Genomic DNA, 13,657 nt, shown 5'->3' on the forward strand with positions numbered 1-13,657 from the left:
AAAATTTGCTAAAATAGCCCGCATTGTCGGGCTATTTTTATGGAACTGAAATGTCAGAAGCATGTCCATGTGGACAAGGTGAATATCACAGCTGTTGTCAGCCCTTACATGCAGGACAACGGGTCGCAGAGACTGCGCAGCAACTCATGCGTTCCCGTTACAGTGCCTTCGCGAAGCATGAAATCGATTACATCAAAACCACTACCGCGCTGGGTCAGCAACAGGCCTTGGACTTGCAGGCAATTAGCGATTGGAGCAAAGCCAATCAGTGGTTAAAGCTTGAGATTGTTCAAGCCGATGAAAAATTGGATAAAAATCATGCATTGGTTGAGTTCAATGCTTATTATCATGATGGCAAGCAGGCACAGATACATCATGAAGTTTCACATTTTGTGAAGCTTGAAGATCGCTGGTATTTCCTGGATCCGACCACGGATCAGACCCTCGGCATGAAACAGCCCTGTATTTGTGGTTCAGGTAAAAAATTTAAGCAATGTTGTGCCGGATTCTTATAACTTTCACATAGATTTAGCTTAGAATAGCCGCCATCTCAAAGCCTCAGGTGGAAGCAGGGCGATGTTACTGACCGTTATCTATATTGTTGCAATTACCGCTGAAGCCATGACCGGGGCACTGTCTGCTGGCCGGCGCAGTATGGACTGGTTTGGCGTCATGATTATTGCCTGTGTCACGGCACTGGGTGGGGGTTCGGTTCGCGATGTCCTGCTTGGGCATTATCCCTTGACCTGGGTCAAGCACCCCGAATATCTGATACTAACCTGTTGTGCAGCTTTCGTGACGATCCTGATTGCCAAATGGATGCGGCATTTGCGCAATATCTTCTTGGTGCTGGATGCCTTAGGCCTTATCGGCTTTACCATTATTGGCTGTCAGATTTCTCTGGAAATGGGACATGGCTTTGTGGTCAGTTCAGTTGCCGGGGTTTTGACTGGGGTGTCTGGCGGGATTTTGCGTGACATTTTATGTAATGATGTGCCGCTGGTATTCCGTCGTGAACTGTATGCCAGTATTGCTTTTGTGTCAGTAATCTTTTACTGGTTATGTAGTTATTATGGTTTGTCACAAGACGTCACCATTCTTTCTACCCTGATCTTTGGTTTTAGCTTACGTCTGATCGCTATTTATTTTGGTCTGGAAATGCCAAAATTTATTTATAAAGATGATGATGAGCAATCGGCATCCTCCAAAGACGAATCCTGATTTTTTCATTGACATGAATGCGGTAATAAAATCACCGCATTGTGCTTAATTCGTAGTATAAAAAATATAAAGCAGCCCACCTGTTGAGAAAGCAGCATCTCCCGTTCCACCTGATCAGAGATTTTTGTTATGGATCTAGTTTCTCGCATACAACGCTTACCAATTGGTAAGTTTCATTACACCTTGCTGGTGGTGATTGGACTGGGCTGGATGTTTGATGCGATGGATACCGGATTAATTTCCTTTATTCTGGCAAAAATGGCTGAAGACTGGCAGATGACTGCAGATCAGAAAAGCTGGGTGGTGTCGATCGGTTTTGTTGGCATGGCGATTGGGGCGATTTGTTCCGGGGGACTGGCCGACCGGTTTGGGCGTAAAACAGTCTTTGCTGCAACGCTGGTCATTTATAGCCTGGCCACGGCAGCCTGCGCTTTTGCACCGAATCTGACCTGGCTGCTGGTCTTCCGTTTTATTGTCGGTTTGGGCCTGGGTGGTCAGTTACCCGTGGCTGTGACGCTGGTCAGCGAATATATTCCTGCGCATGTGCGAGGCCGCTTTATTGTCCTGCTGGAAAGCTTCTGGGGGCTGGGCTGGTTAGTTGCAGCTTTAGTATCGCGCTTTGTCATTCCTGATTTTGGCTGGCAAACCGCTTTTCTGATTGGTGGCCTGCCTGCACTGTATGCAATTGTGATCTGGAAAATGATACCGGAATCTGTTCCTTTCCTGATTAACCGTGGCCGTATAGACGAAGCCTCGGCACTGGTCAAAAAGATTGAGCGTCAATGTGGCGTTCAAGTCTATGAAATTTTTGAAGTGAAACCGGTCGCAGAGAAGCAGAATATTTCATTTTCCCAGTTATGGTCGGGTATCTTTGCGCGCCGTACGCTTATGCTCTGGCTGATCTGGTTCGGTATTATTTTTTCCTATTATGGCATCTTTACCTGGTTGCCAAGCTTACTGGTCAAAGAAGGCTATAGCATCGTCCAGTCATTTGAATATGTACTGATTATGATTCTGGCGCAGTTGCCCGGTTATCTGGTGGCAGCCTGGCTGGTCGAAAAGCTGGGTCGTAAGCCTACTCTGGCCGGTTTTATTGGCATGTGTGCGATCTCCGCCTATTTCTTTGGCCAGTCGGGTAGTGTTACTGAAATCGTGATTTGGGGCTGTCTGATGTCCTTCTTTAACCTGGGTGCTTGGGGCGTGCTCTATACTTATACGCCGGAACAATATCCGACCAATATCCGTGCCTTTGGTTCAGGCTGGGCCGGGGCTGTTGGCCGGATTGGCGGTATTGCAGCGCCTTTTGCCGTAACCCATTTGATGGGCATGCCGAATGGCTTTAGTTATGTCTTCACCATGTTTACTGGAGTTCTGGTCGCTGTTGCCCTTGTGATTCTGGTTTTGGGTGAAGAAACCAAAGGCAAGACCCTGGAATCGATGGGCTTATAAAGTGAATGATTTTTTAGTTGCTTAGGGCCTGTAAAGTGGATATTTTTAGGCCATAAGACACAAATTGTCGCGCTGAGCTATTTGATGCCCTTGTGTCATCTACAGTCGCGACATAGCATAAGAAACATTGATACAAAAACGAATTATTTAGGACTATAGGTTGTTATGACAAGCCTTGCGCATCATGCGACAGAAAACCGCTCCGTAGCAGAATTTACCGAACAAGCTTATCTGAATTACGCCATGTACGTGATTATGGATCGGGCACTCCCTCATATCAGCGATGGCCTGAAACCGGTACAGCGCCGGATTGTCTATGCCATGAGTGAGCTGGGGCTGAAATGGACCAGCAAACCAAAGAAATCGGCACGTACGGTCGGTGACGTACTCGGTAAATATCATCCGCATGGTGACTCGGCCTGCTATGAAGCTATGGTGCTGATGGCGCAGCCATTCAGTTACCGTTATCCGTTTATTGAAGGACAGGGCAACTGGGGTTCTCCGGATGATCCGAAGTCTTTCGCAGCCATGCGTTATACCGAAGCCAAACTGTCTCAATACAGCGAACTGTTGTTATCTGAACTGGGTCAGGGCACCTGTGAATGGCAGGACAACTTTGACGGTTCGATGAAAGAACCGGTGAACTTGCCAGCACGTGTACCGAATATCCTGCTGAATGGTACGACCGGTATCGCAGTGGGTATGGCTACTGACATTCCGCCGCATAATTTGCGTGAAGTAGTCAAAGGTACCATTGCCCTGATTCGTAATCCGAACCTGACCGATGAAAAAATCGCAGACTATATTCCTGCACCGGATTTGCCGACCAAAGCTGAAATTATTACTCCTCCTGCTGAACTGTTAAAAATTCAGACTACAGGTCGTGGCAGTTATCGCATGCGTGCGGTATATACCATCGATAAAAACGAAATTATTATTACCGAACTTCCATATCAGGTCTCAGGTTCCAAAATCATCACCCAGATTGCCGACCAGATGCAGGCTAAAAAGCTACCACTAGTCAGTGATGTACGGGATGAATCGGATCATGTCAATCCAACCCGTTTAGTGATTGTCCTGCGTTCCAACCGTATTGATGCAGAAGCAGTCATGAGCCATCTGTTTGCGACCACAGATCTGGAATCCAGCTATCGTGTCAATATGAACATGATTGGTGCCGATGGCCGTCCACAGGTAAAATCGATTCGTCGTATTCTGCTGGAATGGATTGAAATCCGTAAAACCACGGTAACGCGTCGTCTGCAATACCATCTGAACAAGATCGAAAAACGCCTGCATATCTTGGGTGGTCTGATTATTGCATATTTGAATATTGATGAAGTGATTCGGATTATTCGTGAAGAAGATCAGCCAAAATCGGTATTGATGGCGCGTTTTGGCATTGACGAGATTCAGGCTGAAGCCATTTTGGAACTCAAGTTACGTCATCTGGCCAAGCTTGAGGAAATGCAACTGCGCCGTGAACAGGAAGAACTGGAAGCGAAAGCTGCGGTGATTCGTGAACAGCTGGCCAATCCGGAATCCTTGAAGACCCTGATCATTTCTGAACTGAAAGAAGATGCCAAGAAATTTGGCGATGATCGCCGTTCGCCAATCGTACAGCGTGCCGAAGCTGCTGCGATCAATGAAACTGAAATGTTGCCTGCCGATCCGGTGACGGTGGTGTTATCTGAAGCTGGCTGGATTCGTTGTGCCAAAGGTCATGAAGTGGAGGCTGAAAATCTGAATTTCCGTGCCGGTGACCAGTACTTGAGTCATGCTCAAGGCAAGTCCAACCAGCGGGTCTATGTGATTGATGATACCGGCCGCAGCTATGCCTTACCAATCAATAGCCTGCCATCGGCACGTGGTCTCGGTGAACCACTCAGTTCAAAACTTTCTCCTGCCAGCGGAGTTGGTTTTAAACAGGTTCTGGTGGCTGATGACGAAGCTGAAATTCTGGCCATCAGTAGTAAAGGGTATGGCTTTAAAACCCAGGCCAAGCAGCTGGATACCAGTGCCAAAGCCGGGAAAGCTTTCCTGAATTTATCTGAAGGGGCTGAAGTGATGAACCTGCAGCTACTCAAAGATGCCACGCATGTTGCACTGCTTAGTTCGGCAGGGCGCCTGTTAATTGTCGATTTAGCAGAGTTGCCGGTGTTGAATAAAGGCAAAGGAAATAAATTGATACAACTTGAGGCTAGTGATCAAATTTTGTCCATGACACTATTGAAGCTTGATGAAACAATTCAAGTGCTTGCAGGACAGCAGCAGTTAAAATTAAAAGGGGATGATTTGCAAAAATATCTCGGCAAACGTGGTGCAAAAGGTCAGCTTTTACCACGCGGATACCAAAAAGCAAATAAACTGTTGATTCAAAGATAAGACTAGCATCCATCCTGTAAAATACGTTATATATGAACAACGATTCGACAAGATGGATGCAATATTGCACATATACAAGTCTAAAAACGGCGTGTGATATTGAAAAAAACAGTTGAAATACTAAGGATTATGATTGGAGAGATGGCCATTATGGAAAAAATTTGGTTTGCTGAATACCAAAAAACAGGGATTCCAGAAACAGTAGAATTACCACCAGAAAATACTTCTCTAGTAGATATTTTTGAACGTAATTTCCAAAAATTCGGCTCGCGTGATGCCTTTATCTTTATGGATAAGGCCATGACTTTCAATGAATTGGAAGAGGCGAGTCGCAAGTTTGCAACTTATTTACAAAGCTTGGGGTTGGCAAAAGGTTCACGTGTTGCAGTGATGATGCCAAACGTGCTTCAGTATCCGGTCGTGGCACTTGGGGTGTTCCGCGCAGGTTTGGTACTGGTCAACGTGAATCCACTCTATACATCACGTGAACTTGAGCATCAATTGAATGACTCAGGTGCTGAAGTTCTGGTGATCATTGAGAACTTTGCATCTGTTTACCAGGCGATTATCGGTAAAACACCAGTGAAGCATGTTGTAGTAGCTTCTGTCGGTGACATGCTGGGTGCCTTGAAAGGAACACTGGTAAATTTTGTACTGCGTTCTGTGCGCAAGCAGATTCCAGCATGGGATATTCCAGGCCACGTCAAGTTCAATACCGCTTTAAATAAAGTTAGCCCAAACAATTACAAGCGTCCTGAATTGGGGCTAAGCGATACAGCAGTTCTTCAATACACAGGTGGTACCACAGGTGTATCTAAAGGTGCTGAACTGACGCACCGTAACCTGGTCGCGAACCTATTACAGTGTGACGGTATTTTCCAGAGTAAATTTGGTGCGCAAGATGGTCAGCCAGATGACCGTATTTTCTGTGCCTTGCCGCTTTATCATATCTTTGCGTTTATGGTGTGCGCACTGTATGGCATGTACAAAGGCCAGGCGAATGTCCTGATTCCGAACCCGCGTGATCTGCCGGCAGTGATGAAAGAATTACGTAAATACCAGCCGACTTTCTTCCCGGCAGTGAATACACTATTCAATGCGCTGGTGAACAATGAAGAGTTCAAACAGCTTGATCATAGCAAGTTAAAAATGGCAATGGGCGGTGGTATGGCGGTACTTCCTTCTACTGCAGCAGCATGGAAGAAAGTCACCGGAACCAACATTGTTGAAGGTTATGGCTTGTCTGAAACCTCTCCAGTCGCTACGGCAAACCCACCTGCATCTGAAGAATTTAGTGGCACCATTGGTATCCCGTTGCCATCAACCGAAGTTGCTATTCTGGATGATGAAGGCAATGAAGTTCCATTGGGCGAGCAAGGTGAAATTTCAATCCGTGGTCCTCAGGTGATGAAGGGCTACTGGAACCGACCAGATGAAACTGACAAAGTGATGGTTAATGGCTTCTTCCGTACCGGTGATATCGGTGTGATGGATTCACGTGGTTATGTAAAAATCGTAGACCGTAAAAAAGACATGATTCTAGTGTCTGGTTTTAACGTTTATCCATCTGAGATTGAAGAAGTTTTGGCAACCCATCCAAAAGTGCTGGAAGTGGCTGCGATTGGCGTACCAGATGAAAAATCAGGCGAAGTGCCGAAACTGTTTGTGGTGAAAAAAGATCCATCTCTAACCACAGAAGAGGTTTTGGCATTTGCTAAAGAAAACCTCACCGGTTATAAACGTCCACGTTATGTCGAGTTTATGGATGAATTGCCAAAATCGAATGTAGGTAAAATCCTGCGCAAAGATTTACGTAAATCTGCCTAAATTCTGTAAGAAAAAAGCGCCGTCAGGCGCTTTTTTTAATTTGGACTTTTTATTTTTTCATTAACCAGCGGTCAAAATAAGGGCGGCCTACTCCGACTACTCCCAAGAAAATAAACATGGTACCGAACTGGCGGGTAAATCCGGTTTGATTAAAGCTGCCATAACTCAGAATATTATCTAGCAAGCAGTAAACCAGGGTTGCGATCAACCAGTGCCAGAGAGGCAGGCGCTTGATTCCTACAGCATAAAAAGAAATCCACAGAAGAGCAAAGGTGAAGATCGGTGACCAGATGTTCATATTGGCACAAATGACGGCGATCAGAAATGCCACAATCGGCAGCACAATTTTTAATACGCGATCCACTTGACGTTGATGCTGGCGTTGTTTCTCGAGGACATCGAACATTTCATTTTGATCAGGTGTGACCATAGTGAATCCTTAACAAGTAATAAAAAGCACTCTATTTAACAAAATTTATTCACGAAATGCCATGCTATGATAGGGATAAAATTTTATGAGAAAAAACAGATGCACAGCATTAGTGGGATTATTTATCTCATTTTAGCCGCTTGTCTTTTGCCATATGTATTCACATTGATTGCAAAAAAAACTGCAGGCTTTAGCGCCAAAGACAATCAGCATCCACGGGAATTTTTAGAAAAGTCTTCAGGACTGGCTAGTCGTGCCAATGCTGTCCAGCAGAACAGTTTTGAAAGTTTGCCACTCTTTATTGCTGCGATCTTGATGGCAGAATATATGGTGGTGCCCCAAGAGTTGGTCATGACGTTCGGTATTGCCTATCTGGTTTTTCGTACCTTGTACGGAATTTGCTATCTGGCCAACTGGGCAACTCTACGTTCTATTGTATGGTTGCTCTCGATGTTATGCCCGGTGGCTTTATTGCTGCTGATCATCAAGATCGTTTAAGTCAGCAAGTCAACGGACATATTTACAGTTCGAGATTTAAAGTCTAAAAATTTCTTTAAAACCCGTTATAATTGTCGCGGTTTTTTAAAAGATATAACTTGTTAAAGAGTGATGCTATGAGCTACAGCAATATCCCAGCGGGTAAAGATGCGCCAAACGATATCTATGTGATCATCGAAATTCCTGCAAATGCAGCACCAATCAAATACGAAATCGATAAAGATTCTGATGCGTTATTTGTAGACCGTTTTATGGGTACAGCAATGTTCTACCCAGCAAACTACGGTTATGTACCAAACACCCTGTCACTTGACGGTGACCCATTAGACGTACTGGTGGTAACTCCGCATCCGGTCGAACCAGGTTCTGTGATTCGTTGCCGTCCTGTGGGTAAGTTGAACATGGAAGATGACGGTGGTATTGATGCGAAACTGGTTGCAGTTCCACATGATAAATTGACGCCGATCTACAAAGATGTTCAGGAATATACGGATCTTCCTCCATTACTGATCAGCCAGATCGAACATTTCTTCCAGCACTACAAAGACCTTGAACCAGGTAAATGGGTTAAGCTTAGTGGTTGGGACGGGGCTGATGTTGCAAAACAGGAAGTCATGAGTTCAATTGAAGCTTATGCAGAAGCAAATAAATAATTGCTTTTTGTTCATTGGGCTTTAAATTTTTAAAGCTTGGTATAAAAAAACCTGCACATGATGCAGGTTTTTTTATGGCTTGAATTTCGCGTGAATTAGAATAATTTCACAGGAATGTCTAGCCAGATACGCCATTCGTTGGTGTCACCAATATAGCTAGATTGGTAGTCATCACTCGCCCGGTAATAAGAGTGACGTAAGCGTAAGCTTGCATCTTTCAGGTGACCAGATTGAACGGTATATTTAACCTGGTTAAAAAATTCATGTTCCTGAGCATTGCTGGTGATTAATTCAGCGCGGTTATCCGGATTCGCAACATGGATATCCCAGCCATAAACAAAAGCCGTGGTCCAGTTTAAACCTGGAATGCCATGATTTTTGAAGTTATAGCTGTACTGTAGCTGAGCAGATTTTTCCTTATTGCCAATAAAGTCAGAAAGGTAAGAGTTGGGAAGATACATGCTCTGACCGCCATCAGCATTTTCACCATAATCGTAACCAACATTGCCTGAGTTTTGTTGGTAAGCCAGCATGATATTGTGCACGTCTTTGTTATAGGCACTTGAAACCGCCCAGATTGTATTATGACGGTCTGCCAGATCAGTCGTGGTCTGAGAGTAGGTATTGGCATCCTTGTCAAACTTAGTATGATATCCACTCAAATCTAAAGTTAAAGATGAATCATCTTTCAGGTCATGGGTAGAGTTGACACTCGCATAATGACGTTCCAGTTTATCTTTAACATCAACTCCATAATAAGAGGAGTTAAGGTGGTCATTGAAGTCGTATTTTGCTCCCCAAACTACTGCACTTTTCAGATGACGGCCATCAGTACTAAGTTGGTCTGAATATTGGTCTTTGGTGAATTTACCTGCTGTAAGCTTCAGCTTGTCTATTTCGTTACTTGTGACCAGTACCCCGGTAAAATACTCGGGAACCAGACGTGCGGTATTACTTGCGAGTACAGGAATATCAAGAACCTGAGTACCATAAGTAGCTGTCGTACTGGAAACACGAGCTTTCACATATGCCCCGCCACGTGCCCAGGTACTATAAGGATCCACCCGGCCTTGGGCATCTTTGGCACCATTATTATGCAGTGGAATCATGTTATTCCCCGCGTGTGCATTTTTGCCTATCTTGAAAGATGCATCACCGATAATACCTGCACCAAAACCGACTACACCTTTAGTAAAGCCAGAGTCCAGTTTAACTATCGCCGTTTGAGCAGATGAGCGTGTATCCGCTATACCATTCTTTTTGTCACGGCTTAGAAAACCGGTGCGGAATAAAACCGTACCGTCAGCACCTTCAACAAAACCTTTAGCTTCAGCTTGTTCATTGGCATACACAGATGACACCAAAGCAGCTTGAATCATAACGATCAATGTTAATTTTTTTATATTTTGCATTGGGAGATGACCTTATACAAACTAGTAGAGAATTTTTAAGAATTGTATAAGAATTGATGGAAAAAATGTCATTTTTTATTGCAGATCTTCTATTAAAGTCTAATTTTTTTAACTCAAATTAAAAAATAGCGAAACTTAACGAAAATGGATTTATAACCATTTGGTAAAAAATTAATATAAACAAAAACCTGTTAGAAGGTAAAACTTATCTTTTTAAGAATGCAAAATAAGAAGAAATGGCTTTTATACTGAATAATGTGTAAAAAAATATGATCAAAAAATATGCACGGTTTTTTGGCATAAATTTTAGTTCTTCTAAAAGAAGAATCAAAATAGGGCAAGTTGTAAATAATTATGTATAAGCCTTAAAAAACGGAGGAATGGTGCTCAAATCTTTTGAGTCAAGAAATCACCTAGCACATACTTTTTAGAATAATTTAAATTTTAATTTAAAAACAGAAGCTTATATATTAATTATTTTGTGGGTTTTATTGTTTCGAGTTTCCTTTATCCAGATTGGCATAGCTCTTGCAGTTTCGAGCTTGAGTTTAATCAATGACCATAAAAAACGTCTCAGACGATCTGGGGGAGTCACACAATGAAATCAACATTAAAAGTATTATCTCTTGCTTTATTGGGCGCTGCATCTTCTTTTACTTTTGCTGAGGAACCGGCTGCTGAACATACGGTATCTGGAAATATCAGCGTACTTTCAAGCTATAACCTGCGTGGTATTACCAATACGCCAGAAAATAAGGGTGCTACTTTACAGGGGGGACTGGACTATAACCATGCTTCTGGTTTCTATGCAGGCTGGTGGGGTTCGACATTAGACTATGGTGATGATTTGCCAAATGCCTTTGAAAATGATTTTTACGCGGGCTATAACGGTTCAATCAATGAAGACTGGGGTTATACAGCGGGTTTAACTTATTATTACTATTATGATATTGGCAATACAGGCTCAAATGGTTTTGAAACCATGCTGGGTCTGACGTACAAAGATTTTGGTGTGACTGCTCAAACATTGCTTGAAGATCTTGATTGGGGTAATGCAGGGGATACTTATCTTAAAGGCACCTATAGCTATGCACTGCCAAAAGATTTTAGTCTGGATACTGCACTTGGCCTATATATTTATGCCAAAGATGGCGACATAAAAGGAACAGAAAACAGTTTCGGTTTCCGTCATTTCGATATCGGTCTAAGCAAGCCACTTGCTGATACAGGCATCACCGCCAGCATGAATTATATTTTTGGTGGTTATAACCGTTTTGAAGATAAACAGAAAAATAAAGTGGTATTAGGACTAGGCTACAGCTTCTAATCTTTGGGGTTTAAAAAAGGCGATCTCAGGTCGCCTTTTTTAGTGTTCTAAATCTGCTGCTGCCCGCGATAAGATAAAGCCTCCGACAGATGCTGGCTTTGGATATCGGGACTTTGATGCAAATCGGCAATGGTACGTGCGACACGCAAGACCCGATGATAGCCTCGGGCTGACAAATTTAATTTTTGCTGCGCCAGTTCAAGCATATTCTGAGCAGACTGATCTAATGCGGCATATTGCTCTAGCTGCTTCGGACTCAGACTCATATTCAAGATGTTTTGCCGTTGCATCTGAATTTCATAAGCGGCAATGACGCGTTGTCTGACCGTTTCCGAGTTTTCTGTAGGTCTATTGTCCTGTAACTCATGCGCCTGTAATGGCGGTACATCAATATGCAAATCAATCCGATCCAGCAGGGGACCGGATATCCGGTTCTGATAGCGCTTAATACTTTCCGGCGAACATTGACAGCGGATATCCTGATTAAAGGCATAGCCACATGGGCATGGATTCATGGCAGCCACCAGCTGGAAATTGGCGGGAAAAGTAATCTGGCGTGATGCCCGGGAAATGACAATTTCCTTTGCCTCCAAAGGCTGCCGTAAGACTTCCAGAACCTTGCGGTCGAATTCAGGGAGTTCGTCCAGAAATAAAACCCCTAAATGCGCCAGGGTGATTTCTCCTGGCTTGGGATGTGAACCACCACCGACCAGTGCCACGGCAGAAGCAGTATGATGCGGTGCCCGAAACGGGCGTTGCCCAAAAGGATGATTGGCATTCGCCACTGAATAGATACTGGCGACTTCCAGATTTTCCTGGGTCTTTAAAGGCGGTAAAATACTGGCCAATCGGGAGGCCAGCAAAGTCTTGCCTGTTCCAGGCGGACCACGAAACAGCAGGGAATGACCACCTGCTGCAGCAATTTCTAAAGCACGTCGTGGTCGTAATTGTCCTTTTACATCCGCAAGATCAAACTTATAAAAATGGTCTGTAGCAAGTGAACCGGATTCTATCTGCTGCAAGGACTGTGTCTGGGAAAGATGTTCACACACCTCTTTCAGATGATTGGCTGCGAAGACTTTAAAATCAGGGAGCTGACAGGCTTCCTGGGCATTTGGGCCAGGCAGGATCAGTTGATGCTGATCACTCTGACAGGCAATCGCAATACTCAGGGTTCCACTGACCGGACGTAATTGACCATCAAGGGCCAATTCTCCAATAAATTCAAGATGCTCGGTGCAATCTTCTGGGAGCTGGCCTGAAGCCACTAAAATGCCTAAAGCAATCGGTAAGTCCAGACGTGAGCCATCTTTTGGCAGATCTGCTGGCGCCAGATTAATGGTGAGACGTTTGGTGGGGAATTGAAAGCCGCTATTTAAAATAGCCGACCGTACCCGGTCTTTACTTTCCCGTACTGCTGCTTCTGGAAGCCCCACAATAGTGAGTGAAGGCATGCCCGAACTGACATGAACCTCGACTTCTATTAAAGGTGCATGCAGGCCAAGCAAGCCTCGCGTATAAATTTTGGCAAAAGACATTATTGTTGTTCCAATTTGGTGCGTTATTTTTATAAGTCTGGTGTCTTTTGTGCACTGTACTTGTGCTTATTTTTTGTTCGAAATCTTTTCTTCTAGTGCCTCAACCTGTTTGAGCAATTCATCCAGACGATAATTGGCTTTATTTAGGGCAGTGCGTTGACGTTCAATTTCTTCTTTAGACACCAGATCCATTTTAGCCACAGCTTCATTTAACAGGGCACGGAGATTATGTTCCAAATCTTTCTTAGGTTGTTCGACTTGCTGCATAATTGCTTGTAATAAGGTTTCCATCATCGTCTGATCCATTGCCATAGAAAGGAGCGCACAGTTTAGCATTGCTAAAATGCAGACTATAGTATTTCAGATAAAATATAGACTTATTCGGGCAGAGATATTGTAAAAATCCACATAAAAAATGTCTATTTTTTGAAGATTCAAGGACTTTATAAGTATAAAATAAGGTATAAATAGACCACATGCCGAGCTTTCTAATTTCCCCCGACCTTAGGGATCTTGGCATGAAATTTGAACGTAAAACCTTACTGGTGAAATAAGCCGAAGGAAAACAAACATGAAGCTCGTAACTGCAATTGTAAAACCTTTTAAATTAGATGATGTGCGCGAAGCATTGTCTGAAATTGGTGTTCAAGGCATCACTGTAACTGAAGTGAAAGGCTTTGGTCGTCAAAAAGGCCATACTGAACTCTATCGTGGTGCTGAATACGTTGTAGATTTCCTACCGAAAGTCAAAATTGAAATTGCCATCAGCGATGACATGGTTGACTCAGTAATTGAATCTATCACCCGTGTGGCTAGCACTGGAAAAATCGGTGACGGAAAAATTTTCGTAACTAACTTGGAACAAGTCATCCGTATTCGTACAGGTGAAACAGGGGCAGACGCTGTCTAACTTGGCA

At 43.8% G+C, this 13,657-nt stretch carries 13 protein-coding genes; 9 read left to right on the plus strand and 4 right to left on the minus strand.

Features of this window, described 5'->3' with window-relative positions; translation table 11 throughout:
• Positions 1-50 precede the first annotated feature (50 nt).
• The 5 genes from VXP95_RS04300 to VXP95_RS04320 all read left to right on the plus strand — a co-directional run bounded on the left by VXP95_RS04300 (position 51) and on the right by VXP95_RS04320 (position 6,882).
• On the plus strand, positions 51-515 hold the full coding sequence (locus VXP95_RS04300) for a YchJ family protein (RefSeq protein ID WP_416711524.1): 465 nt from the start codon (positions 51-53) through the stop codon (positions 513-515).
• A gap of 61 nt (positions 516-576) precedes the next feature.
• The gene (locus tag VXP95_RS04305; protein ID WP_064094683.1) at positions 577-1,221 is read left to right on the plus strand and encodes a trimeric intracellular cation channel family protein; all 645 of its coding nucleotides are present in this window, start codon (positions 577-579) and stop codon (positions 1,219-1,221) included.
• A 129-nt stretch (positions 1,222-1,350) separates the two neighbouring features.
• A complete protein-coding gene (locus VXP95_RS04310; protein WP_416711526.1) occupies positions 1,351-2,670 on the plus strand; it encodes an MFS transporter in 1,320 nt (439 codons plus the stop codon).
• 165 nt (positions 2,671-2,835) lie between these two features.
• Complete coding sequence (gene parC / locus VXP95_RS04315; protein ID WP_064094681.1) at positions 2,836-5,055, plus strand: DNA topoisomerase IV subunit A; 2,220 nt, start codon at positions 2,836-2,838, stop codon at positions 5,053-5,055.
• Positions 5,056-5,205: 150 nt separating this feature from the next.
• Positions 5,206-6,882 (plus strand): AMP-binding protein, encoded by a 1,677-nt coding sequence (locus VXP95_RS04320; protein WP_064095170.1) that lies wholly within the window; start codon positions 5,206-5,208, stop codon positions 6,880-6,882.
• 49 nt (positions 6,883-6,931) lie between these two features.
• Here the strand turns inward: VXP95_RS04320 and VXP95_RS04325 are convergent, their stop codons facing one another.
• Entirely contained in the window at positions 6,932-7,312 is a 381-nt protein-coding gene (locus VXP95_RS04325) for a hypothetical protein (RefSeq protein WP_064094680.1), read from the minus strand.
• Between the two features lie 99 nt (positions 7,313-7,411).
• Here VXP95_RS04325 and VXP95_RS04330 point away from each other — a divergent pair, with 99 nt between their 5' ends.
• Both VXP95_RS04330 and ppa read left to right on the plus strand, forming a co-directional pair.
• A complete protein-coding gene (locus VXP95_RS04330; protein ID WP_191730902.1) occupies positions 7,412-7,810 on the plus strand; it encodes an MAPEG family protein in 399 nt (132 codons plus the stop codon).
• Between the two features lie 116 nt (positions 7,811-7,926).
• Positions 7,927-8,463 (plus strand): inorganic diphosphatase, encoded by a 537-nt coding sequence (gene ppa / locus VXP95_RS04335; RefSeq protein ID WP_064094678.1) that lies wholly within the window; start codon positions 7,927-7,929, stop codon positions 8,461-8,463.
• Positions 8,464-8,558: 95 nt separating this feature from the next.
• Here the strand turns inward: ppa and VXP95_RS04340 are convergent, their stop codons facing one another.
• A complete protein-coding gene (locus VXP95_RS04340; protein WP_416711527.1) occupies positions 8,559-9,875 on the minus strand; it encodes an OprD family outer membrane porin in 1,317 nt (438 codons plus the stop codon).
• 598 nt (positions 9,876-10,473) lie between these two features.
• Between VXP95_RS04340 and VXP95_RS04345 the strand changes: the two genes are divergently transcribed.
• Positions 10,474-11,202, plus strand: coding sequence for a TorF family putative porin (locus tag VXP95_RS04345; protein WP_144723540.1), 729 nt, complete (start codon positions 10,474-10,476; stop codon positions 11,200-11,202).
• Positions 11,203-11,249: 47 nt separating this feature from the next.
• On the opposite strand, the gene VXP95_RS04350 is transcribed toward VXP95_RS04345, so the two are convergent.
• Both VXP95_RS04350 and VXP95_RS04355 read right to left on the minus strand, forming a co-directional pair.
• Positions 11,250-12,740, minus strand: coding sequence for a YifB family Mg chelatase-like AAA ATPase (locus tag VXP95_RS04350; protein WP_416711528.1), 1,491 nt, complete (start codon positions 12,738-12,740; stop codon positions 11,250-11,252).
• A 66-nt stretch (positions 12,741-12,806) separates the two neighbouring features.
• Positions 12,807-13,034, minus strand: a complete 228-nt coding sequence (locus VXP95_RS04355; RefSeq protein ID WP_416706281.1) for an accessory factor UbiK family protein — start codon at positions 13,032-13,034, stop codon at positions 12,807-12,809.
• Positions 13,035-13,311: 277 nt separating this feature from the next.
• Between VXP95_RS04355 and glnK the strand changes: the two genes are divergently transcribed.
• Positions 13,312-13,650, plus strand: coding sequence for a P-II family nitrogen regulator (glnK, locus tag VXP95_RS04360; protein WP_005094485.1), 339 nt, complete (start codon positions 13,312-13,314; stop codon positions 13,648-13,650).
• Positions 13,651-13,657: the final 7 nt, after the last annotated feature.

This window comes from Acinetobacter sp. 226 (assembly GCF_048147925.1).
Lineage (GTDB): Bacteria > Pseudomonadota > Gammaproteobacteria > Pseudomonadales > Moraxellaceae > Acinetobacter > Acinetobacter pecorum.